General features: G+C 42.9%; 25 protein-coding genes. 18 read left to right on the top strand and 7 right to left on the bottom strand.

Features of this window, described 5'->3' with window-relative positions:
- The first annotated feature begins 46 nt into the window (after positions 1 to 46).
- A complete protein-coding gene (gene pyrE, locus DXN04_RS23855; RefSeq protein WP_116855904.1) occupies positions 47 to 685 on the top strand; it encodes an orotate phosphoribosyltransferase in 639 nt (212 codons plus the stop codon).
- A gap of 39 nt (positions 686 to 724) precedes the next feature.
- The gene (locus DXN04_RS23850; protein ID WP_116855903.1) at positions 725 to 1,102 is read left to right on the top strand and encodes a heavy-metal-associated domain-containing protein; all 378 of its coding nucleotides are present in this window, start codon (positions 725 to 727) and stop codon (positions 1,100 to 1,102) included.
- 68 nt (positions 1,103 to 1,170) lie between these two features.
- Here the strand turns inward: DXN04_RS23850 and DXN04_RS23845 are convergent, their stop codons facing one another.
- Positions 1,171 to 1,626, bottom strand: a complete 456-nt coding sequence (locus DXN04_RS23845; protein ID WP_116855902.1) for an LEA type 2 family protein — start codon at positions 1,624 to 1,626, stop codon at positions 1,171 to 1,173.
- A gap of 326 nt (positions 1,627 to 1,952) precedes the next feature.
- Between DXN04_RS23845 and DXN04_RS23840 the strand changes: the two genes are divergently transcribed.
- Positions 1,953 to 2,585 (top strand): WbqC family protein, encoded by a 633-nt coding sequence (locus DXN04_RS23840; protein ID WP_116855901.1) that lies wholly within the window; start codon positions 1,953 to 1,955, stop codon positions 2,583 to 2,585.
- Positions 2,586 to 2,820: 235 nt separating this feature from the next.
- Positions 2,821 to 4,218: a type III PLP-dependent enzyme domain-containing protein gene (locus DXN04_RS23835; protein WP_116855900.1), complete on the top strand. Its 1,398-nt coding sequence runs from the start codon at positions 2,821 to 2,823 to the stop codon at positions 4,216 to 4,218.
- A 445-nt stretch (positions 4,219 to 4,663) separates the two neighbouring features.
- Here DXN04_RS23835 and DXN04_RS23830 read toward each other — a convergent pair whose 3' ends face one another.
- Together DXN04_RS23830 and DXN04_RS23825 are read right to left on the bottom strand one after the other, a co-directional pair.
- Positions 4,664 to 5,503: a hypothetical protein gene (locus DXN04_RS23830; RefSeq protein ID WP_147320046.1), complete on the bottom strand. Its 840-nt coding sequence runs from the start codon at positions 5,501 to 5,503 to the stop codon at positions 4,664 to 4,666.
- A gap of 122 nt (positions 5,504 to 5,625) precedes the next feature.
- Positions 5,626 to 6,093, bottom strand: coding sequence for an Hsp20/alpha crystallin family protein (locus DXN04_RS23825; protein ID WP_116855898.1), 468 nt, complete (start codon positions 6,091 to 6,093; stop codon positions 5,626 to 5,628).
- A gap of 232 nt (positions 6,094 to 6,325) precedes the next feature.
- Between DXN04_RS23825 and DXN04_RS23820 the strand changes: the two genes are divergently transcribed.
- The 14 genes from DXN04_RS23820 (at position 6,326) to DXN04_RS23755 (ending at position 18,993) form a co-directional block, all read left to right on the top strand.
- Complete coding sequence (locus DXN04_RS23820) at positions 6,326 to 6,739, top strand: BrxA/BrxB family bacilliredoxin (protein WP_072356791.1); 414 nt, start codon at positions 6,326 to 6,328, stop codon at positions 6,737 to 6,739.
- Positions 6,740 to 6,930: 191 nt separating this feature from the next.
- Positions 6,931 to 8,229, top strand: coding sequence for a prolipoprotein diacylglyceryl transferase (locus tag DXN04_RS23815; protein ID WP_116855897.1), 1,299 nt, complete (start codon positions 6,931 to 6,933; stop codon positions 8,227 to 8,229).
- 2 nt (positions 8,230 to 8,231) lie between these two features.
- Positions 8,232 to 8,660, top strand: a complete 429-nt coding sequence (locus tag DXN04_RS23810; protein WP_116855896.1) for a hemerythrin domain-containing protein — start codon at positions 8,232 to 8,234, stop codon at positions 8,658 to 8,660.
- A 267-nt stretch (positions 8,661 to 8,927) separates the two neighbouring features.
- Positions 8,928 to 11,375: an outer membrane beta-barrel family protein gene (locus tag DXN04_RS23805; protein ID WP_116855895.1), complete on the top strand. Its 2,448-nt coding sequence runs from the start codon at positions 8,928 to 8,930 to the stop codon at positions 11,373 to 11,375.
- A gap of 174 nt (positions 11,376 to 11,549) precedes the next feature.
- Complete coding sequence (locus DXN04_RS23800; RefSeq protein WP_116855894.1) at positions 11,550 to 12,119, top strand: RNA polymerase sigma factor; 570 nt, start codon at positions 11,550 to 11,552, stop codon at positions 12,117 to 12,119.
- Positions 12,119 to 12,670: a hypothetical protein gene (locus DXN04_RS23795; RefSeq protein ID WP_116855893.1), complete on the top strand. Its 552-nt coding sequence runs from the start codon at positions 12,119 to 12,121 to the stop codon at positions 12,668 to 12,670. Before DXN04_RS23800 ends, DXN04_RS23795 begins: the two co-directional genes overlap by 1 nt.
- The gene (locus DXN04_RS23790) at positions 12,654 to 13,739 is read left to right on the top strand and encodes a hypothetical protein (RefSeq protein ID WP_147320045.1); all 1,086 of its coding nucleotides are present in this window, start codon (positions 12,654 to 12,656) and stop codon (positions 13,737 to 13,739) included. The genes DXN04_RS23795 and DXN04_RS23790 overlap by 17 nt, the downstream gene beginning before the upstream one ends.
- Positions 13,740 to 13,773: 34 nt before the next feature.
- Positions 13,774 to 14,490, top strand: coding sequence for a head GIN domain-containing protein (locus DXN04_RS23785; protein ID WP_158569124.1), 717 nt, complete (start codon positions 13,774 to 13,776; stop codon positions 14,488 to 14,490).
- Positions 14,491 to 14,661: 171 nt separating this feature from the next.
- Positions 14,662 to 15,153: a YajQ family cyclic di-GMP-binding protein gene (locus DXN04_RS23780; protein WP_116855890.1), complete on the top strand. Its 492-nt coding sequence runs from the start codon at positions 14,662 to 14,664 to the stop codon at positions 15,151 to 15,153.
- 159 nt (positions 15,154 to 15,312) lie between these two features.
- Positions 15,313 to 15,564, top strand: coding sequence for a type B 50S ribosomal protein L31 (locus DXN04_RS23775; protein WP_072357075.1), 252 nt, complete (start codon positions 15,313 to 15,315; stop codon positions 15,562 to 15,564).
- A 72-nt stretch (positions 15,565 to 15,636) separates the two neighbouring features.
- The gene (locus tag DXN04_RS23770; protein ID WP_116855889.1) at positions 15,637 to 16,806 is read left to right on the top strand and encodes a putative sugar nucleotidyl transferase; all 1,170 of its coding nucleotides are present in this window, start codon (positions 15,637 to 15,639) and stop codon (positions 16,804 to 16,806) included.
- Between the two features lie 31 nt (positions 16,807 to 16,837).
- Positions 16,838 to 17,599 carry a triose-phosphate isomerase gene (gene tpiA / locus DXN04_RS23765; protein ID WP_116855888.1) on the top strand — a complete coding sequence of 254 codons (762 nt, stop codon included), beginning with the start codon at positions 16,838 to 16,840 and terminating at the stop codon, positions 17,597 to 17,599.
- 213 nt (positions 17,600 to 17,812) lie between these two features.
- On the top strand, positions 17,813 to 18,424 hold the full coding sequence (locus DXN04_RS23760; protein ID WP_116855887.1) for a 2'-5' RNA ligase family protein: 612 nt from the start codon (positions 17,813 to 17,815) through the stop codon (positions 18,422 to 18,424).
- A 290-nt stretch (positions 18,425 to 18,714) separates the two neighbouring features.
- Positions 18,715 to 18,993: an acylphosphatase gene (locus DXN04_RS23755; RefSeq protein WP_116855886.1), complete on the top strand. Its 279-nt coding sequence runs from the start codon at positions 18,715 to 18,717 to the stop codon at positions 18,991 to 18,993.
- Positions 18,994 to 19,104: 111 nt separating this feature from the next.
- Here the strand turns inward: DXN04_RS23755 and DXN04_RS23750 are convergent, their stop codons facing one another.
- From DXN04_RS23750 to DXN04_RS23735, 4 genes are all read right to left on the bottom strand, one after another.
- Complete coding sequence (locus DXN04_RS23750) at positions 19,105 to 20,238, bottom strand: C1 family peptidase (RefSeq protein WP_116855885.1); 1,134 nt, start codon at positions 20,236 to 20,238, stop codon at positions 19,105 to 19,107.
- 119 nt (positions 20,239 to 20,357) lie between these two features.
- Positions 20,358 to 22,370, bottom strand: a complete 2,013-nt coding sequence (locus DXN04_RS23745) for a M56 family metallopeptidase (protein ID WP_116855884.1) — start codon at positions 22,368 to 22,370, stop codon at positions 20,358 to 20,360.
- Between the two features lie 11 nt (positions 22,371 to 22,381).
- Positions 22,382 to 22,774 carry a BlaI/MecI/CopY family transcriptional regulator gene (locus DXN04_RS23740; RefSeq protein WP_116855883.1) on the bottom strand — a complete coding sequence of 131 codons (393 nt, stop codon included), beginning with the start codon at positions 22,772 to 22,774 and terminating at the stop codon, positions 22,382 to 22,384.
- A 289-nt stretch (positions 22,775 to 23,063) separates the two neighbouring features.
- The gene (locus tag DXN04_RS23735; protein WP_116855882.1) at positions 23,064 to 23,699 is read right to left on the bottom strand and encodes a hypothetical protein; all 636 of its coding nucleotides are present in this window, start codon (positions 23,697 to 23,699) and stop codon (positions 23,064 to 23,066) included.
- Between the last annotated feature and the right edge of the window lie 9 nt (positions 23,700 to 23,708).

Below are 23,708 nucleotides of genomic sequence, written 5' to 3'. Positions count from 1 at the left end.
TAGAATTTGGTTTTTTTTTACTAAAATTCACGCAATTTTGCGAATTATGAGTAAGATCAGCGAAAAACAGGTAGCAGAAAAACTGCTCCAGATCCAAGCCGTTAAGTTAAGTCCGGCAGCCCCATTTACCTGGGCATCCGGTTGGAAATCACCAATTTATTGCGACAACCGCAAAATCCTCTCTTACCCTTACGTGCGTGACTACGTGAAATCGGAGCTGTGCAACGTGGTATTTGAAACATTTCCGGAAGCGGCAGTACTGGCAGGCGTAGCCACCGGCGGTATCCCCCTGGGAGCACTGGTAGCTGACCAGCTGAAACTGCCTTTTATCTACGTAAGAGCCAAGGCAAAGGAACATGGTATGGGTAACCTGATAGAAGGTGTACTGCAGCCAGGCCAGCCAGTGGTAGTAGTAGAAGACCTGATCTCTACCGGCAAAAGCAGCCTGGAAGCTGTAAATGCCATCCGTGCAGCAGGAGGGGAGGTAATCGGTATGGTTTCCATCTTCAACTATGGTTTTGATGTAGCTGTGAAGGCATTCGAGGCTGCCGGCGTACCTTTTTACTCCCTGAGCAACTACGGTGCCCTGATCGAGCTGGCTGCTGAGAAAGGTGTGGTATCCGGAGACGATCTGGCCCTGCTGGAAGCCTGGAGAAGCGCTCCTGATCAATGGACCGGTAAATAAGCAAAGTTTTTGCTATATTAGGACTATAAAACGTAAAACATGCGTATTGTTAGATTAGTAATGGTATTAATGCTGGGTTGCTTTGGAATGACAGCCATGGCCCAGACAAAGAAAGGTACATTGGTGACAGCGAAAATCGCTACTCCGACTGTACGTTGCGAACAGTGCAAAAACCGCATCGAAAGATACCTGTCAGGCGAAGAAGGTGTGCAATCTTCCAAAGTAGATTTCAAAAAAGGAGAAACTACTGTAAAATTTTACAGTGATCGTACTAATATCGAAAATGTGAAGACTGCTATTGCAAACGCTGGTTATGATGCGGATAATGTGACGGCTAACGAAGAATCTTACAAAAAACTGCCTACCTGCTGCAAAAAACCAGAAGATGGTGGTACTCCGGACAAAAAGAAAAATTAAGCGTTAGTAAGTAGATACAAAAAAAGCCACCGTGAATGTGGCTTTTTTTATTTTCTTTGCTGTCAGAACTAAAAGAAGTTAAGCGGCTGTTTTGTCTCGCATTTTATTGGAAAAGGCAGAAAAACGCCCCCCTTACCAACTTTACAATTTCCCGAAGCCTTGATAGTCACTTCCTTATTCATGAGTGCGCCAAGAGCATTCTTAAATACATTTTCCATATTCACTTCCAGTTTTACCGGGAAGTAAAATGTATCCTTTGCAGGAATCATGATCATGGTATCCTGGATGGAATGGCCAACCTGGGTATCGTCAAAGAAGAGATCGAAATTTGCGTCTTTGAGTTTCAGGTTAAATCCGTTTGGATTGTAATATGCCAACGTCATCCGTACAATGCTCTTTTGAAAACCGAGGTTGTCGAGATTAATGCCGGCTACTCTTACAAACTCGAGATCTTTGAACTTTCCACAGGAGCTTGCCATTCCCCAGATGAGGAAAACGATGACCGAAAGACGTAAATACTTCATGATGTCTAAATGGATTTCGCCAAAGTTAATGCATTTTCTCCCCCTCAAAAGACGATTTAACGTATTCTAAATATCTCTCCGCTTCAAATTTTACTTGAAGCAAAACTCCGCTGAAAATGAATGCAAAACCTACTAATCTATTTAGTAAATTTGCAGTTTCCTGAATTTTACGCTAAGTGCGAAAATGCTAATTATACTAGCATATTTTTGAGAATGCTATGAGCTGTTTTACAATTACTTACAATTAATTGTTAGATAATTATTCATAAGCGTCTCTACTACTTAAGTGAAGTGCATTCCGGTCTATAATTCCAAAATTTGACAACATGGCAGCTGATGCAAACAGAAAAACGCTATTAATTGAATCTCAATACTTTCCGAACTTATTCTTCTATAAGACTTTAATCAATCATGATGAATTATTGATTGAGAAGTATGAACACTACCAAAAACTCAGTTTTAGGAACCGTTGTTACATTGCCGGACCTAACGGAAGCATATTGTTAAGTGTTCCCCTGTCCCGGGGAAAAAACCAAAGAACGGTGATGAAGGATGTAAAGATCAGCAACGAAGAAAACTGGCAGGCACAGCACTGGAAGACATTGGTTTCCGCTTACCGTCGTTCACCCTGGTTTGAATATTATGAGGAAGAGCTGGGTCAGCTGTACGAACGTCCTTTTGAGTACCTGATGGATTGGAATGAGGCCTGCTTCGAATGGGCTAACAAGACGATTGGCTTATCCTTCCCTACTACCTATACTACTGAATATAGTAAGCAATATACCGATGCCAACCTGACCGATGCCCGGGATCTTATGGTACCCGGCACAGAAAATGCCAAAACTGACCTGGTGGAATATACCCAGGTGTTCCAGGACAGGGTCGGCTTCCTGCCAAATCTCAGCATTCTGGACCTTATTTTTTGCGAGGGAAAACGTACGCTAGCGTTATTAAAATAAGGAAAAAACCACATATATAAAAGTATTTAACATATTGAAAACGTTAGATTTAGCTTAATATCTAACCGTTTAAAAAAAAAAGAAACTTTTTGTCCGGCCAATTGGACAAAATATTTAGCTTTGCAACCAATTTTGCTGGGCTTTTAAGAACTGACGTAGGTGTGTAAACCAGGAGTTTTCCAGCGAGGGTTGTGATTGCTTTTTACTAATCCTTAAACATGTATCGCAGGTTTAAATGAACAGCACCTACACAGATCTCGTCAACCAAACCTTCGAGTTTCCCCAGGAAGGGTTTGATGTACAGGATAGCTACCTGGAATTTAATGGGGTGAATATCAAAGCGTTGATTGATAAGTACGGGACACCTTTCAAATTGACCTATCTGCCAAAAATTGGTATGCAGATTAACAAGGCCAAGAAAATGTTCCAGGACGCAATCAAGAAAAACAGGTACGATGGTAATTATTACTATTGTTACTGTACCAAAAGTTCTCACTTTTCCTTTATAATGGAAGAGACCCTGAAACACGGGATACACATTGAGACTTCTTTTGCATACGACATTGATATTATTACCAAGTTGTATGAAAGGAAAAAGATTACCAAGGAGACCAAAGTGATCTGTAATGGTTACAAAACCAAAGCTTACACAAAGGCGATTTCCAAGTTGGTCAACACCGGGTTTAAAAATGTAATTCCGGTTCTGGACAATAAAGAGGAGCTGGAGGATTACCAGAAGTTTATCCGGACAAAGGAAAGAGTAAAATTAGGTCTGCGTATTGCGGCGGAAGAGGAACCAACCTTTGATTTTTATACTTCCCGTCTGGGTATTCGTTCCCGCGATGTGCTGGAATTTTATATCGACAAGCTGAAAGGCAATGAGAAGTTCGAGCTGAAAATGCTGCACTTCTTCATGAATAAAGGGATCAAGGATGACGTTTATTACTGGAGCCAGTTCAACAGAGTATTGCAACTGTACTGCCAGCTTAAGAAAATTTCACCTGAACTCGACAGTATTAATATAGGAGGTGGTTTTCCTATTAAGCACTCCCTGGGTTTTGACTACGATTATAATTACATGGTGAACGAGATCGTAGCGACCATCAAGAGTGTTTGTAAAAAGAACAAGGTGCCGGTTCCGGATATCTATACCGAATTCGGTTCGTTCACAGTAGGTGAAAGTGGTGCTGTGATTTACAGCGTAGTAGGAGAGAAGATGCAGAACGACCGTGAAATCTGGTATATGATCGACAGTTCTTTTATTACCACACTGCCTGACACCTGGGGCATAGGGGAGAAATTTCTCATGCTACCCATTAATAAGTGGGAACAGGAATATCAGGAAGTGCACCTGGGAGGGCTGACCTGTGATGGATATGACTTCTATACATCTGAAGAACATATCAATGCAGTGTTTCTGCCAAAAGTGTCTGAAGGGGAGCCGCTGTATATCGGGTTCTTCCATACCGGCGCTTACCAGGATCAACTTAGTGGATATGGTGGTATCAAGCACTGCCTTATCCCGTCACCAAAGCACGTGATTATTGGATATGATAAAAATGGGCAGCTGAAAGACTGGCTTTATGCTAAGGAACAAACTGCCCAGAGTATGCTGAAGATTTTGGGTTATTAAAAAAATGGGTTAGTAATCCACTGAAACACCCCGCGATTTTTCGCGGGGTTATTTTTTTAAAGAATCTATTCCAGTTGTAAAGCTGGCCGCAGGCCATCTATTTTTTCCATTAATTGTCTGAAAATAAAAAAAAGGCTCCCCCAGCAATTTAGAAGAGCCTATTCCATGGCATAGGTTTATCATCAAAAGCATAAAGGAAAATAAGACAAGTAGGGATATAAGGTTCGTTCGTATAGGGAAGAATAAGACAAATAAACGTTGTGGTGTATCAGGAGAATAGTGTTCCTGTTCTATGATGATACAAAGATAGTCTGGTAAGAAGTGTAGAAAAATACCCGAAAGTTGTAATTTTTTAACCTGTTTATAGGTCCGGTTTTGCCAAATCAGGTTAAAACCACACCTGCATTCATTTCGCAATGCTCACACAGACGTGTAGTCTGCGTACTCAGCTTTCTGGCAATTTCCCATTATCCAGGTAATCAATGGCACTTTCGCACTGTTTTTCAATCTCCACCAGGCAGGCTTCCAGCAATTCCTTGTTCCCATCCAGGTATTTGGATTTACCCGAGCGGCTCAATCCTTTCAGTATAATAAACTGTTTAGTCAGGTGCTGGTTGAGCAGGGAAGAATGCTGTTTCTGTTTTTGCAGGGTCTGCTCATGTTCCAGCATAAATATATTGCGGTAGTGTTTACCAAACACCCGCATCAGGAATAATATATACATACCGGCATACAAGGCCATAAAAGGAGACAGTTGTTCGGGTATATATCCATCAGAAACCGGGAACGCGAGGTGATGGGTTTTAATCCAGGATACCAGGCCAAGGTAAACGCATAATAATGCACCCAGTAATAGGGTGGTCCTCCTGTTCACAGAAATATAGCAGAACAACAGGCTGAGCAGCCAGGTCATGGTATATTTCGGAGATACATCCTGGTTATTAAAGAAGGAGGAAGCCATGGGCAGTAACAGGGTGGTTAAAGCAACCAACACACTCACCTTTTTGGGGGATACCCCGTTTTTCAAAAGAAGCATCCCGCCGGGTAATATTAATATATATACTGATAGGAGTAACAGGTCCGTGCTATTCTGATAATAAAGCGCTATCAACAATTTTGGTATGAGTAATAGTATATGGAAGAAGAGATAATCAAAAATCAGCTTGAGTCTGCACTGTAGTCGCGTGTTGATAGTAACCTGTAAAGCGTTGCCTATCACTGCATTTTCTGTAGTGACGTATATTTTTTCCGCCAGGGAACATATACTTTTAAATAGTTGAGGCATAGGCCATATGGTTGTATGGCAAATTATCCCATAAAAACAGTATAACTCTTAAACGTTTGTGTGAATTATAAAAAATCCCCTCCGTAAATACAGAGGGGATTTATAGCTATTACGTTTAATCCTTATTCCACAACAATCGCTTTGGCAGCGGCTTGTATAGTTTCTTTCTTAGGCAGTACCAGTTTGAGAATACCATTCTCATATTTGGCCTGGATCTTTTCGGCATCAACCTGTTCGTTGATGTTGAAGGAACGTTTGAAAGAAGAGCGGATACCAAATTCCTTACGGGTTTGTTTTGGAGCTTCGTCCTTATTTTCTGCAGTTTTTTCTGCTTTTTCAGCACTGATGGTCAGGGCCTTGTTCTCTACATTGATCTTAATTTCTTCTTTTGCCCAACCTGGTACCAGGAGTTCGATGGTATAACCATCTTTGGCTTCATAAATATTTACCGGCGGATGTGCACCGAAAAAGTCGTTGGTTAAAAAGTCGTCTTTCAGGGCTTGCTTAAATCCACTATTATTAAAAATGTCTTCTACTAAACCGCCAAATGCTTTTGCTGCAGGATGCTGATTAAATTTTACGTATGTCATGGTTTTATGAGTTTTAATGTTTTGTTTTAAAAATTTGAACGGTTAGGTATAATCAAATGGAATACCATGGCATAAAAACTGCTATTTTGCTAGTAATGAGGTATTTTGTAGAGACAAAATGTCTTGTTTTAAGTTTGGTATCGGTCAAAAAGTCATATTCATTCAAGTTTTTCTATTTATCTGCTGATTGTGTAACTTTGTAAAAATTGACGAACAAAAAAATTATACTCATATGTATCCAGCAGCATTAGTAATGCCAATGAAGGCAGAGTTAACAGATAACGGTTTTGAAGAATTGCTGACACCTGATCAGGTAGATGAAACATTAAAAGGTGCTGGTACTACACTGGTGATGATCAACTCTGTATGTGGTTGTTCAGCTGGTAGTGCACGTCCGGGTGTATTGATGGCTGTTGCGCACAGCGAGAAGAAGCCAGACAGGCTGACTACAAGCTTTGCAGGTTTTGATACAGCAGCTATCCAGCAGATCCGTACTCACCTGCTGCCTTACCCTCCGTCTTCACCTGCTATCGCACTGTTTAAAGATGGACAGCTGGTGCATTTCATCGAGCGTCACATGATTGAAGGTCGTCCTGCACAAATGATTGCAGCAAACCTGGTCGACGCTTTCGAACAATATTGTTAAGATCTGCTTATGTAAGATGTAGAATGCCTGGCGCTAAATATATTTGATTTTTGTGTCAGGCATTTCACATTAAACGTAAATATGATTTGGAATTTGTGATTTTTACAGCTTACTTTGGTGGTTTGATTTTCCTTCCTGACTAATTCGGCTTTGTTCATAGGAAAACTCAGATCACCAATTTTTTTTTGGCTATGTATCCTAATTTATATTACGCATTCAAGGATCTGTTGGGTTTAGAACTTCCCTTTCTTAAACTGTTTCAGACCTTTGGTTTCTTTGTTGCTATTGCATTCCTTGCAGCCGCCTATACCCTGACCAGTGAGTTGAAAAGGAGAGAGCGACTGGGATTATTGAAAGCTGTTCCAGAAAAAATTACAAAAGGTAAACCTGTAACTACCACTGACATTATTATTAATGGTGTAATTGGTTTTATTCTTGGATTTAAAATAATTGGGATTGTAGCCGACTGGGACGCTGTTTCCCAGGACCTTCAGTCTTTCGTGATGTCTGCCAGAGGCAGCTTCATTGGTGGTATCATCGTTGGTGCTGCTGTTGCTTACCTTAAATATAGAAGCGGCCAGAAAGCCAAAGCCGAAAAAGAAGTGACGGTAACTGAGCTGATACATCCTTATCAGCGTGTACCTGATTTTACTGTAATGGCTGCTGTAGCTGGCCTGATTGGCGCAAAGATTTTTCATAACCTGGAGAACTGGGGCGACTTTGTACAGGATCCTGTCGGTTCCCTGCTTTCCTTCAGTGGCCTCACTTTCTACGGTGGTCTGATTGTGGCGAGTATTGTCATTATCCGGTATGCCCGCAATAAGAAGATTGATGTATTGCAACTGATAGACAGTGCTGCCCCTGGTCTTATGCTGGCTTATGGCGTTGGTCGTATGGGGTGTCATTTTTCCGGGGATGGTGACTGGGGTATTTACAACAGTGCCTATGTAACAGATACTACCGGTCGTGTGACCCAGGTGGATCCTTCCAGGTTCCAGGAAGTGCTCAAAGCCAATGAGCAATTCTTCGCCCGCCAGTACGGTGGCCTGGAACACATTCCTCATGCAGCCTTTGCCAAACCACAGGGCCTCAGTTTCCTGCCTGACTGGTTCTTTGCGTATGGCTATCCGCACAATGTAATTAACGAAGGGGTACTGATGCCTGGTTGTACCGGCAGATATTGCAGCGTGCTGCCAATATCTGTGTATCCCACAGCCCTGTATGAAATCATTGCCTGCCTGCTTTTGTTTGCATTATTATGGAGTATCCGCAAAAAGATAAAAGTACCTGGTATGGTCTTCGGCATTTACCTGATGCTGAATGGTATCGAGCGATTCTTTATTGAGAAGATTAGAGTGAACACTAAATATGATATTTTCGGATTTCATCCTACCCAGGCAGAAATCATTTCTTCACTCATGGTAATAGGCGGAGCTGTGTTGATCTGGTATTGCCGTAAACTTTATAATTCGGCTAAAACCATATCCTGATCATGCAACGTCATTCTACTTTAGTGCCCCTCTCGCAGGAGCACCAGCGTTTATTATTCGTATGCCGGTATCTTAAGAAAGATGCTGCTCCCTATGAAGGCTTTCCACTCGAAACTGATGCAAAACTGGCTTATATCGTAAAAGTATTTCAGGAAGTAATGGTGCCACACATTCAGAAAGAAGAATATCTCTTTGAGCTGTGCCAGGGTAAAGACCCGGAAATAGATGGTCTCCTGGAAGAATTAAACCAGGAACATTCGTCCATCTCCCGCATGTACAGCGCCCTTACCGTAACAGAAGAAAAAGATATGATAGATGCTTTGGATCTGTTGGCACGTAGCCTCGAAGAACATATCCGCAAAGAAGAAAGAGTTTTCTTCGAAAAAGTACAACAGGAACTGCCCGATGTACTCGAAAGCATCAAATGGTAATACTGATCCTACTTCATTATAAAATCGCTTCTACCTGAGTAGAAGCGATTTTTTTTTGCAACCTTTTTATACCTGCCGCGTCTTCTTTTAAAACAAATTTACCAATCATCCCTACCTGATTACCGTTTATGTAAAGTTATGTACTATGCAATGCAAACTACCTACCTTTACACTGTAGTTGATAAACAAAGGAACTAGATTAATAAAGGTTCTATATTATTTAACTAGCTAAAAAACAGAAACTTAGAAATCCTTAATCCGCCTTATATGAAGACAGTAGCTATTCTTTTATCAATCATGACCCTGGGTGTTGCCACTTATGCCCAGACTCCTGGTTCAGGAAAAGTGTCCGGCCAGGTAGTTCAAACCGGTAATAAGCCGGTAGAGTTTGCCACCATCACCTTGTTAAAAGCTTCCGATTCTTCCCTCGTAAAAGGAGCAATCGCAGATATAAATGGTAAATATGAAATCGAACCTGTAAAAGAAGGGAAATACCTCGTAGCTGCTGCTTATGTAGGTATGACTAAAGCGTATAGCCAGCCATTCGAAGTAAAAAATGCACCTGTAAAAGTGAATGCCCTCTCCCTGACTACTGATACCCGCAACCTGAAAGCCGTAAACGTGACTGGTAAAAAGCCATTCGTAGAACAGCGCGTAGACAAGATGGTTGTAAACGTTGAAAACAGTGTAGTAGGAGCTGGCGCCAATGCAATGGAAGTATTGGAAAAATCACCAGGTATCACTATAGATAAAGATGACAATATCAGCCTGAAAGGTAAAAACGGTGTTGTTATCATGATTGATGGAAAACTCACCAACATGAGTTCCCAGGACGTTGCCGCGCTGCTGAAAAGTATGCCCAGTAGCAATATTGAGCAAATAGAACTGATCACCAATCCTTCCGCCAAATACGACGCAGCGGGCAACGCCGGGATCATCAACATCAAACTGAAAAAGAACAATACCGTTGGTACTAATGGTAGCATTACTCTCGGCGGTGGCTACGGCGCTACTCCTAAATATAATGGTAGCCTGAACCTGAACCACCGCAACGCTAAGTACAACGTGTTTGGTTCTTACAACTACAACCACCGCCAGAACAACCAGACCTTGTTATTGTATCGTAGCTATCCTGCAGAAGGTAAAGTAAATGTGTTTGATAACAGGAACACCCACAACCAGTCCTCTGATTATAACGGTGCCAAAGTAGGCGTTGACTATTTCATCAACAAGAATCACACGATCGGAGTGATGGTCGATGCAGCTTTGAGAAACTATAGCATGCCTTCCAATTCTGTAACCATGATCGGTAGCGGTGGTATTGTAGATTCCACTCTGCGCACAGATTCAAGAAACCCTGGGGACTGGAACAGGATGGCCTATAACATAAATTATAAAGGTATCCTGGATACTTCTGGCAAAGAACTGAACATCGATCTGGACTATGCCCGTAACCACGACAGCAAACGATTGAATACCTTCTCAAACGTATATGATGTCACCGGTAAAGATTTTGTACATGGCGATACTACCCGCAACATGCAGCCTTCTACAATCGAAATCAAAACCTTCAAAGCTGATTATGTCAATCCTTTGAAACACCAGGCCAAACTGGAAGCAGGACTGAAACTCAGTTTTGTAAAATCTGATAACGATGCGCGTTTTGACTCTTTACGCTTTAACAACTGGGTGTATGACTATAACCGCTCCAACCATTTTATCTATAAGGAAAATGTAAATGCCGGTTATATCAACTTCTCTAAGCAGTTCAGGAAACTCACGCTGCAGGCTGGTTTGCGTGGTGAATTGTCACACATCGAAGGTAACTCAGTAACCATTTCCAAGGTGACAGATACTACTTACTTCAACCTGTTCCCAAGTGTGTTCATGAGTTACAATGTAGCCAAAGACCATCAGCTGGGCATTTCCTACAGCCGCCGTATACAGCGCCCGGATTACGAAGACCTTAACCCCTTCGAATTTTACCTGGACAGATATACCAAGATTGCAGGAAACCCTTACCTGAAGCCGTCTTACAGCAATAACTTTGAAGTAAGCCATACCTTCAAACAATTCCTGACTACTTCAGTGGCATATGCACATGCTTCCAATAAAATGACACAGGTGGCAGAGTCAGAAAAGGATCCGGCAACCGGCGATACATCCATCCTTCGCTACCGGTACCTGAACATTGCAAAGTCTGACAACTTCACCTTTAGTATCTCTATGCCTTTCCCGATCACGAAGTGGTGGAACAGCTATACTTACCTCCAGGGACTGTATGCAAAGTATTCAACAGTAGTAGACAATAACCTGGTCAATGTGGAATCAGGTGGTTTCATGGGCCGTACCCAGCATACTTTCACGCTGCCTTACGGTATCACAGCTGAAGCTACTTTCTTCTACCTGTCTTCTCAGATCGCAGATGAGGGTTTGATGAAAATGAAACCTATGTATGCACTCGATTGTGGATTATCCAAATCCATCCTGCATAAGAAAGGTAATCTGAAGCTGACAATAAATGACGTATTCAATCAGCAGCGCTTCCGCGGAACATTCACCAACGCCGGCCGCTTTATGTCAGTCGATTCCAAATGGGAATCAAGACAGGTCCGCCTCGCATTCAGCTATCGCTTCGGTAACATGAATATTAAGGCTGCCCGCAACCACAAGACCGGCCTGGAAGATGAACAAAACCGTGTGAAGAGCAACTAACACCGGCCTGTTTTTTAGGTACATATAAGGATGGATAGGACGTAGCCCCGAGGTTACGTCCTTTTTTTCAACTCCTAATCGTTTGATTGCTAATTATTTGACTGCTTTTAATTCAAATTTCCCCAAAAAAATCCCATCAGCGGTGCAACCTTTTTTAAAAATATTGTCTTTATTATGCAAGCATCAGCCAACAACTTGAATCAGACTATAATAACAGATCACCTGGTAGCCCAGTGCAAAAAGGGAGAGGTTCGCGCGTTCCGCGAGCTGTACAATGCTTATTCAGAAGCAATGTATAATATCTGTTTGCGTATGACCGGTAATACGGCTGATGCTGAAGATACACTGCAGGAGGCCTTTATGCAGATCTTCCGGAACATTGAACGCCTGGAAAATGCGGGTAGTGTTACGGCCTGGATCAAGCGGATAGTGGTTAATCACTGCCTGAGCCACCTGCGCAAAAAGAAAGTGTATTTCGAAGAAGTGGACAATATAGAAGTCGCAGAAGAGAAAGCAGGAATGGACGAAGATAGCTTCGCCTGGACAGTTTCCGCTATCAAAGATGCCATACAGGACTTACCACACGGTTACCGTACTGTGCTAAACCTCTACATCTTTGAAGAGTACTCCCACAAGGAGATAGCTGCCATGCTGGATATATCGGAGTCTACTGTGAAAACGCAGTACATGCGTGCAAAAGATAAAGTGCGACAGATCATTAAACAAAAAAATGCAATACGCTGATGCCAGAACAGAGTTTTGAGGATTTTATCAGGCAACACCGTTCAGAATTTGAGCAGCCCGGACCCAGACCTGCTTTATGGGATAAACTGGAGAAGGAGCTGGCACCAAAGAAAAAAGGAAAAGTGTTGCAAATGTTGGGGCGCAATTGGCTCAAAGTAGCAGCAGTACTGGTACTGGTGGTGAACACGATTGTCATCTTCCAGTTTCTGCAAATGAAGAAACAGGCGCAGGTAGCCACCGTTTCGCCAGAGTTGCAGGAAGCCGGTATGTACTATACTTCCCAGATAGAAAAGCGCCTCTCTGAAATCAAAGCCTATCCGCCAGCCGTGCTGGGACTGGATAGCGCTGCCCGCAAGGAACTGGAACTACGAAACGATACCTACAAGGTATTGGAAACAGAACTGGTGCAGAACCCGGGAAATGAAAGAATTAAAGCAGCCATGGTCCGCTATTATCAGTTGAAGCTGGACCTTCTTGATAAAATACTTGATGAGTTGAGAGAGAAACAGCCCGTTAAGCCAAAGCAGTCAAACTATGAAAGCGAAATGTAAAATATTACTACTACTGTTATTGCCAATAATGGCATTTGGAAAAAAAGGGGACAGTGAATTCAAACGTGTAATTGCGAAAGAGTATGCGAATGGAAGTAATTCAGTATTGTCCATATCTAATAAATATGGCAAGATCATCATTCATACCTGGAAGCAGAACCACGTGAAAGCAACTATCACCATCACCGGTTTTGGAAAAAATCCTTCAGAAGCGCAGAACTCCGCGAACATGGTGGACATTGATGAGAACAATGCAAACGGAGAGATTTCGCTGCAAACCAGTTATCATCCCTTAGGAACTGGTAAACTATTTAACTGGGGGGCAAAGAGAGATAGCAAAGACTATGTCAATATTGACTATGAAGTATACGTGCCTGAAAACCTGCGCAAGCTGGACCTGGATAATAGCTTTGGAGATGTGTTGACAGATGTGCTGAGTTTTCCCACTACAATGGGACTGAATTATTGTACCTACGATATTAAAGAAGTACAAAAGTCTTTAACGCTGAACATGAATTATTGTGATAAAGGCCGCATCGGGAAAGCAGATGCACTGACCGTTCGTGCTAATTATTCCAATCTGAAATGTGACAATGTCGGTTCAATATATACCCGATCCAATTACTCAGAATATGAACTGGGCACAGTAGAACTGCTGGATTCAAAGTCTAACTATGATGATTACAAAGTAGCAAAGACGAATTCACTGAATATCACCTGCAATTATTCAGATTTTACAATCGGCGATTTACAATCCGAAATCAGTGCAAAGCTGGTGTATGGAGACCTGAAAGTAAAGAATATCGGCAATAATTTCAAAGGAGGATCAATAGGGCTTACCTATGCCGATATAAAGTTACAGGGGATGTCTTCCCGCATAGCTTTGCAGTTTAAATTCGTCCTTCATAGCGGCGACGTACACAACAGTGGGCTGGCTATGAAAAACGAAAGCACAGTGAAGAAAGCTTCCAACACCACCTATACTGCAATCTCTGCAAACGGCAGTGAGCAGTCGCCGTCACTGGTCATAAATGGTGTATACAGTGACGTTTCATTCGGTACAAACTAATTCCATCCCTTATAAACTTTTAAATAACACTATTATGAAAACAACAGCTATAGCATTCCTCATGCTCATGTTCGCCAGTGTGACAGCATTTGCACAGAGAGAACATGTAAAAGGTAGCGGCACCATTAAGAAAGAAACAAGATCTGCAGCCTCCTTCAAAAGCATTGCAGCTTCAGGTAGTTTCAATATCTATATCACCCCAGGTTCAGGTGGAACCATTGAGATTGAAGCAGACGATAATATATTGCCTTACATCGTATCAGAAGTAGAAAACGGCGAATTGCAATTGCATTGGAAAAAAGGATATGATGTAAAACCATCACAGAAAATTACAGTGAATGTAAGTATGGCAGAAGTGAAATCCCTGGCTGCAAGCGGTTCTGGTGGCTTCTATAGCAAGGGTACACTGAAAGGGGATAAGGTAGAACTGGCAATTAGTGGTAGTGTAATAATAGATATGGATCTGAAAGCTGAAAAGCTGGAAGTAGGAGTGTCCGGTTCAACCAAGATTAATCTGAGAGGAACCGTTACCAAAGTTGAATATGGTATTTCAGGATCAGCAAGTGTCGATGCATTAGCCTTAAACTCTGAAACAGTAGACGTAGGAGTGTCCGGTAGCGGTGATCTGGCAGTGAATGCAGAAAAGAAACTGGACATCAGCGTGTCAGGCGGTGCCAAAGTACGTTACAAAGGTAATCCTTCCATTAACCAGTCTTCTTCAGGCTCTTCAAAGGTGACGAAGATAGACTGATAAAGTAAGAGAGTTGTTGGTCGCTTGTAGATTCAAGTGACACTGTTCCCTGCCTAGGAAGGGAATTACCCCGGGAAACGTCCCGGGGTTTTTCTTTTTATGGGCCACAATGGCCGCTATTTCCTAATTCATATTTATATTTGCCTTCTGTCACAAAAAAATTACTCAATTATGCCATCCTTTGATATTGTTAGCAAAGTGGATACACAGACACTTGACAACGCAATAAATACGGTAAATAAAGAAATCACCAACAGGTACGATTTCAAAGGCTCTCATGTCAATATTGAGCTCAATAAAAAAGACCTGAGTCTGGCTATTGAAGTGGAGAGCGAAATGAAACTGGACCAGGTAATCGATGTGCTGCTTAACCGTACTATCAAGCAGGGCCTGGATGCTAATATCTATGACCTGACAAAAGCACATTACCAAAGCGGTAAAGTGGTAAAAAAAGATATTACCGTACGCAACGGCATCAAACAGGAAGATTCCAAAAAGATCGTGAAGATGATCAAGGACTCCGGTGCTAAAGTACAGGCGGCCATCATGGACGACATCGTTCGCGTAACCGGTAAAAAGAGAGATGATCTTCAGGAGGTTATACAATTGCTGAGAACAGGCAACCTGAACATACCACTCCAATATGTGAACATGAAAGATTAAAAAAAATCAGTCTAAAAGTCTGGAAATTTAAAATAAATAATTACCTTTGCAGCCTGTATTATAAATATTGGTATGACACCTGGCATTGGCGTTCATCGATTGTAGAAGAATGAATATGCACGGTTGCATCTGGTAAAAAAAAAGAAAACTAAAATTCTGATGAAACAGGGAATCCATCCGGAAAATTACAGGTTTGTAATATTCAAAGATATGTCTAATGGACATACTTTCTTGAGCAAGTCTACCGCTCCTACAAAAGAAACTATCAAGTGGGAAGATGGTAACGAATATCCAGTGATCAAGCTTGAAATTTCCAATACTTCACATCCTTTCTACACTGGAAAGAACGTGCTGGTGGATACAGCAGGTCGTATCGACAAATTCAACAAACGCTACGGTAAGAAAGCCTAGTACAGGCCTGTCAAATAATTTAATGAGAATCCCATCGACTTTTTCGATGGGATTTTCTATTTTTATCCCCTTATGGAGCGGCGTTATATTCTTTTTGACACTCCTGCACGCGATTTGTTGTACCCTTTCACTCATACCCGGCCGGTAGCGGCCATCCGTGTAGGGATACTTACCATAAGAGAAAAATGGGAGAGGTGGCTTAATGCCAGCGCCAGCTTCCTGACCCTTCCTTATCTGCAGGAAAAATTTCCCCTTCAAACAATTACTTCCGAGGACCAATGTGTGCTGATCAATGGCCATTTATTGCCTGATAATCAACTGGTAAAGGCTATCCAGGCCCTGGAAACAGGGCAGGAGCTGTACCTCGATAATATATTGCTGGCCAGGGCAGTAGCTGGCTGCGATTTGCAGCAGGAAGGCAATAGTAACCGGCTAAACTATCAGGAATCAGTACAGCAGCTGACGTATCCATGGGATATTTTTCGATTAAATGATGGTGCTTTGCGGCAGGACTTCTCCCTGCTCACGAAAGGTCGTACTTCTGCTCCTATACCCGGTTCAAACCAGGTAAGCGGTGCTGAAAACATCTTCCTGGAGCCGGGCGCTGTGGTAGAACACAGCATCCTGAACGGAAAGACCGGACCTATTTATATTGCAGAAGGAGCAGAAGTGATGGAAGGATGCCTGATCAGAGGTCCCCTGGCCCTTTGTGAAGGAGCAGTACTGAAGATGGGCACTAAAATATATGGTGCGACCACCCTCGGCCCTGGCAGTGTGGGAGGGGGAGAAATAAAAAATGTGGTGATGCTGGGTTATTCCAACAAAGGCCATGATGGTTACCTGGGAGATGCTGTGCTGGGCGAATGGTGCAACCTGGGTGGTAATACAACTAACTCAAACCTGAAGAATAATGCCAGCACAGTGCGCGTATGGATCGAAGCCAGGAATGAAGCCATCCCCGCCGGAACCAAGTGCGGCCTGATTATGGGCGATTACAGCCGGAGCGGTATCGGTACAATGTTTAACACAGGTACTGTAATTGGGGTTTCGTGTAATATCTTTGGAGGCGAATTCCCGCCTAAGTTCGTTCCTTCCTTTTCCTGGGGTGGGGTACACCCTGAACCGTATAGGGAACAGGAAGCTTTGAGGGATGCGCGGCAGTGGATGCAATTCAAAGGGCAACAACTGGGAGAGGTAGAAGAGCGGCTACTGAAGGCTGTATATGCAAACGTGAAATCTTAGATTCAATATATCATTAACAATAGCGATAAACATGAGAAAAAAAATCGTTGCAGGAAACTGGAAAATGAACCTGACCCTGGCGCAGGGTGAGCAACTGATCAATGACGTACTGGCGGCAGGTCTGCATCTGCAGGAAGGACAGGAAGTAGTATTTGCGACTCCTTTCCCTTATCTGGTGAAAGCAAAAGCGTTAATAAAGAACAATCCTGGTTTCTTCCTGGCATCACAGAACAGTGCGTCAGAAAAATCCGGTGCTTATACTGGTGAGGTATCAGCTGAAATGCTGCAGTCTGTAGGCGTAGACTACGTAATCCTGGGTCACTCTGAAAGAAGAGAATACTTCCAGGAAAGCAACGCAGTACTGGCTAAAAAGATTGACCTGGCACTGGCAAATGGTTTAAAACCTCTTTTCTGTTGCGGTGAGCCGCTGGAAGTGAGAAAAGCTGAAACCCAGAATGAATATGTTGCAAAACAACTGGAAGAAAGCCTGTATCACCTGACAGCTGAACAACTGAAGAATGTTGTAATCGCTTATGAACCAATCTGGGCGATCGGTACTGGTCTGACTGCCAGCGCAGCACAGGCACAGGACATGCACGCATTCATCAGAGCGCAGATTGCTGCCAAATACGGTCGTGAAGCTGCACTGAACATCTCTATCCTGTATGGTGGTAGCGCTAAGCCTTCCAATGCTGTTGAGCTGTTCTCCTGCCCTGATGTGGACGGTGGTCTGATCGGTGGAGCATCTTTGGTCGCTGCTGACTTCGTAGCCATCATTAAAGCACTGGCATAAGCCAATCACATATTTATTTTACTCCGGTATGGTAGCCATTATTGGCTGCTGTACCGGTTTTTTTGTGCCTGCGGCTGCTATACTTTTTAGTATTAAACAAAAATTATTAGCAAAAAATACTAAATAAATTAGCATTATTAAAATAAAGATTCTATATTTGTAATGTCAATATTCAAATAACCAATACACTTTAAGTTCAAAACTTATTTGGTTATGATTACAAATAATAACGTTATTCCTGAACAGGAATCATTGTATGACTACTTATTAGTAGTTAATCCCGGTACTCATATCAACAATGATGTAATGGCTTTAAAGCGGATGGTAGCACAGGAGCTGGGTATCAGTAATACCCAATTCTCACAGGCTAATATCAGTCTTTTCCGCTCTGTATTTCCAGTGCGCTTTGAAGATGACTTTGTCAACCTGTTAGATAATATAGCCGGCAAACAATCAGGTTTTACCTTATATACTTCCCGTTTCGATCACTTTGAGCAGCAACAGGATAAGCGCACGATCTTTATCAATGTGGCGAATCCTAAGCCTATCGTAGAGTTGCATAAAAAGATCCTACAGGAATTCGATATTAAATCAACTCCATATAAACCACATATCACGATAGCCAGGGGAATGAATACCCGTGAATTTGATCTGGTATACGATCATTTTTACAACCAGGTATTCGTACGCAGCTTTCAGTGCAAGAGTTTCACATTATTACGGAAACCAGCAGCAGGCGGTCAATACGAGACAGTGAAGGAATTCTTCTTTGGCGATGAGGCACTGCGTGGGAATGAGCATACCTTGTTTAATTACGCAGCGTAATTAAGGGGAAAGCATGGAACGCCGGACATTGGAGTATTGGTTGCTGTAAAAAGATGCTATGCATACTGCTGCCAAAAAATGTCTTTCGGCTCATTCATTCTACTAATGATAAAAATGATCTCCATCCGTCAAATGATCATTATCACCATCCCCAACCGCTCTCAACCACCCCCAAAACTGCTATTCGTCAGGTCCTGCAGGCACCCGGCAGATTAATTTTAAATTCCCCCCGACTGTTCGTAGATTTAATATGTTCACAACACATATTTTACAACCGTAACAGCATAACAATGCAAAAGATACACAAAGTCATTATTGTAAAAGGCAAAGTGCAGGGTGTCTTCTTCAGAACTAATACCAAACGGACCGCGGATGGGCTTGATATCAAAGGACAGGTCAAAAATCTGCCGGATGGTAGTGTCTGGATTGCAGCAGAAGGGGAGGAAGCGCCAATGGAAGCTTTCATCGCCTGGTGCCGCCAGGGACCACCGCTTGCCAAGGTAACTGGCATTACAATCGAACCGGGAGTAGTACAGGACTTCAAATCCTTCGAAGTCTCGCATCAATAACTTTTCAATCACTATACCGATAAACATATTGCCTTTTGCAACCAATGCCAGCAATAAAAAAGCCGCTCCGGTCTTAGGACAGGAGCGGCTTTCATTATGATAATATATTAATTACTTTACAGCCAGTTTACTCATCAGCGCCTTATCCAGCACCGCCTTCGGTACTACCATCGTAATTGTATTCATCGCAAAATAAGGAATGGACACATGCATATATCCCTCAAAAGGTCCGGCCTTTGGTCCCCATGAATTCTTCACAATGAAAAACTCCTTACCCCCAGCCGTCTTACCCAGTCCTGTAATCTGCATCAGGTGATCATCTTCTGTCACCAGCTCCTCATACAAGCGTTGTCTGTCTTCCGCAGTTGCCACCTTCTCACTTAGATCAGGATTGAACGGAACCTTTTTCAACAGTGAATCCTCAGTAGGATACAAGCCATAACCCCTGTTCACCATCCATCCCCTGTTACTCATATCTGTATCCCACAGTACGGTATATCCTTTATTCACAGTAGCTTTTGCTACACTCACCAGTTCATCGAGTGGCAGGTTATAATACGCGCCATTAGAATAGTTATCAGGTACCTGCACAATAAAAGGTGCATAGTAAGGATGATCCGTAAAAGAAGTCAGGTTTACATAATCATCAGGTGAAAACTTCACCACTTCTTTAGCAAAAGTTACCGGAGTATAATTCTTGCCATTGTAGCTGAATGATGTCGGAGGCGCACCCAGGTGCTTGTCCAGGATACTGCTTACATGGGCAGTCCAGTTATCAGGCAGTGGTCTCTTTACCTTCAGCAAACTATCCAGGTAGGTCTTCATTTCTTCCACCATTGCACTATGATCATGCTTGGTAACGCCATCTTTCAGACCGCTATAGACGTTCTCAGGCACCAGGCCATAAATCGCAGCAGCGTGAATGAAATCATGCGCCAGACCACCTTCATCAAAGCGGGTAAAGCCCTGCCTGTGAATATAATTCTTAGCCTTTTCCAGGTAAATATTACGCACAATGTACATCTCGGAAAGATCCAGCGAAGGCAGACCTTTTCTCAGGCACTCAGATTCTACTACCGCTGTAGAAGAAAAGCACCAGCAGGTACCGGTTTGACCCTGGTCCTTTACCGGCGTGGCGGCATTATTTTTCAGTACAGTAAATTCCTGTATCGGTTTAATGTTTTCCTGTGCTACAGCTCCCGTAGCCAATAACATCGTCAGTATAACCTGAGAGATCTTCTTCATCCTGTGGTTGGTTTAGTACATAAAGATAAGGGGGAACTATGAAATAAAAACGCCACTGCCGTAGGAACGGCAGTAGCGCTGTATAAATGACGGACTTTGGCGGAAAGCCCAATATGATCTTATTCTTCTACACTGATAGTCAGGTTATCTTCCTTACCAAGAATTGACAGTTTCTTAGCGGCTTTGAGGTAGGTTTTATACTTGTCAGCTACATCAGCAGATTGCTTTACATCATTGATATAAAGATCACCGTCTTTTTTCTCGATTTTATACCCCTTTTGTGCATCGATGAGCTTATCAGCGGCCATTTTATCAAGCATTTCCCTGTACTTGCCATCAGCTTTGGCATGCGCCATATCTTCGCGTTGCTTTGCCATGGCCATTCTTTGTTGCTGCATGGCTTCCTTTTGCTTTTTCATTTCCACCTTTGCATTAGCCATTGCCATCGCCATTTCCTGGCGGGCTTCCTGCATAGCTTTTTGCGTTTGAATCCGGCCTTCCTCCATACCTTTTCGGATGGCTTCTTTTACTTCCTGGCTATTCATCGCATTTCTGGCAGCTTCCATACCCATCTGCGCAGCAGGAATCGCGACATCTTTCATGGCTGAGCGGGCTGCATCCATGCCGATACGGATACTTTCCTGGATCCCATTGGTATCGATATTTACATTGACATCAGAGTTTACATTTGTACGGATATCTTTATTAATCTGTTTCCAATTGATATTCTTCATCGCATTATCAACATCTTTGTTCATCTGGTTCCAGTCAACGTTTTTCATAGCAGTTTCAATATCCTTATTGATTTGCTTCCAGTCTACGTTTTTCATGGCATTTTCAACCTCCCTGTTGATATCTTCCCAGTTCACTTCTTTCATGGCAGTAGACACCTCATTATTTACATCCTCCCAGTCAATGTTTGCCATTGCCTCTGCTGCAGCTGCTTTTGCTTCGGCAGTAATAGCTTCCTGGTCCAAATCTTCAGCATTTTCTTCTTCAGTACGAGCATTGGTTTTAGGCTTTGTAGTATCACCCAGCAGCGTGTGGGAGATCTTTGTCAGTACAGGTGCCGGTGTTTTCCTGCTGGTCTTCTTTGCCCTGGCCTGTATAGGATTCAACCATGCGATGGCAACAAGGCTAACGGCGATAATCAGTACGGCCAACAGTTTTTGAGTATAATTAATGTTTTTAGTTTTCATTTCCATGATGCGTTTAATGCGGTGAAATAGATGTTGTTTATTATCTGCCGCTGCCATGGCAAGTGCATTAACTGTTAACCGGTATTCTTCTAATGCTACAAGCGCTTTGGCATATTGCAGGGGTTGCACCTGACTTGCAATAACAAGGTCGTCGCAACAGTGTTCCCTTTCCAGCCGGATGTTTTTAGTAATCCACCAGATGAAAGGATTAAAAAATAGAATTGTTTCAACAATTGATTGGAAGATATTGAGTAGATAATCATTGCGTTTGATGTGTGCCAACTCATGCAGGAGAATGGCTTCCAGCTGTTCTGCAGTCAGGTTATTGAACATTGCTACAGGCAGCAGGATCAGGGGTTTCAGGAAGCCTATCATTACAGGCACCTGAATGTGTGTGGAGATCAGCAACTGCACCTTACGGGGAATCCGTAACTGGGCAGTCAGCCGCCCCAGGTGCTTCTCCCATACTGCATCTATAGGCAGCACCTGTTTTTGTCGGATCTGTTTCAGTTGCACCAGATCCATAATTAATTTAATACTCATGACAGCAACTCCCGTTACATACAGCGCGACCAGTCCAGGGAACCACATTTCCAACTGGGGAATGAAGTGCCTGAGCGTAGCCTGGCTATGATAGATCTCAGGCATATCCAGGTGCTTTTGTCGCACGCCCGTTTCAATCATAACCCAGGTAGCCTGGCGCACACGTAATGCAGCACTCACCTGTTGCCAGAGTGTAATACAGAACCAGGCAAAGATGCCTGTCAGCGACAGGTACGACAGGTTATACTTGATCCTGGCACTCATATGCGCCCACACATAGAGTACTATCCGCAGGCAGGCAAAGATCAGGAAGCCCTGCCACAGGGAATGTAAAAGCGCCCATCCGAATGCCTGGATCAGAATAGTCGGGAGAACAAATTGTGCTGTCATAAAAATTGTGTTTACCTTTTTTGCTGGTCTTCTATATCATTCAGGTACTGTCTGATCTTATCCAGTTCTTCTTTCGAAGATGTATGATGACCAAGGGCCTGCATGACTAACTGGGAAGCAGAACCATTAAATACGGTATCAATCATTTTATTCAGCAATTGTTGCTGGGTATTTTCCTGTGAAATCGCAGCAGTATATACATGCGTCTTGCTGCTGGCATCCCTGTTTAAATAGCCTTTTTCATGCATAATCTGCATCAGCTTCAGGGTAGTAGTATACCCGGCATCCTTGCTTTTTGACAGCTCATCGTGCACATCCCTTACCGTAGCGGCACCTTTCTCCCACAGGATTCCAAGAATCTCCAGTTCACTTTCCGTCGGTTTGTTATTTTTTGCTGTGCTCATTTATTTACAATGATTATTGATCTACGAATATCTTCGTAAGTAAATGTACGACACTTTTCGTAATTGCAAAGTTTATTTTGGGAAAAGTAAAAAGAAAAACCTGGAAGGACGTAATAACATTTTCATAACCAATGAGATATCATTGAATAAAGAGGCCCCTTCCGGAAGAAAGGGGCCATACCCGTGGCTTATTGAAAAAATGGGTAAACACTCTAAAACAGGCATGCCATCCTTCGGCCACCCATTACAGCAAGACAGAACAGATAGCAATGCCTGGCACAAGTATCTTTTAGAATTTACCGGCTTTGATCCCAAAATGGAATGAAGCCATGCTCAGATCTCCGTTTGAAATATTTGGTGTATTAGAGCCCAGTACTAAGCGGTAAGTCGCTCCCAGGTCCAGCCTCAGGTAGCTGGTTACATTTAACTCTATATTGGCAAATGGTTCTGCCACAAACAATCCGCTCCTGTCATAAGAATGATAATGTTTGTCATCATCATCCCAGTCAAAATTCGCTTTATTCCTCCTGGATACAGCGCCGCCTCCTACCAGTGTACCTGCTGTCCAGTGAATGAGCTTATCAGTATTGTGGGTATATTCTACAGCCAGGCCGGTATACCAGAAATTCAGATATTGTTTATAGCCCGTGGTAGCACTGGGTGCATACGTAGAAGTAATATTGTTCGCCAGCGAATACGCCCCTGCACCAAACATCCACTTCCTGTTTAACAGTACACCGCCATAACCTCCGGTCATAACAGCGAAATTATTACCAATCGATGTTAAATTGGCCGCAGGCACGCCATACGCACCAATTTTTGAAGAAACAGACTTTTTAGAGAATAAGGTTTCCGTCTGGGCAGTCTGAGCCCAGGCCTGCTGTACTGATGTCAGTACCAGCAGCGCCAACAGCGCTTTTTTCATAAAATTTAG

The sequence above is a fragment of the Chitinophaga silvisoli genome, assembly GCF_003412465.1.
Classification (GTDB): domain Bacteria; phylum Bacteroidota; class Bacteroidia; order Chitinophagales; family Chitinophagaceae; genus Chitinophaga; species Chitinophaga silvisoli.
Note: the sequence above shows the minus strand (reverse complement) of the source record. Positions and strands in the feature narration are given on the sequence as shown.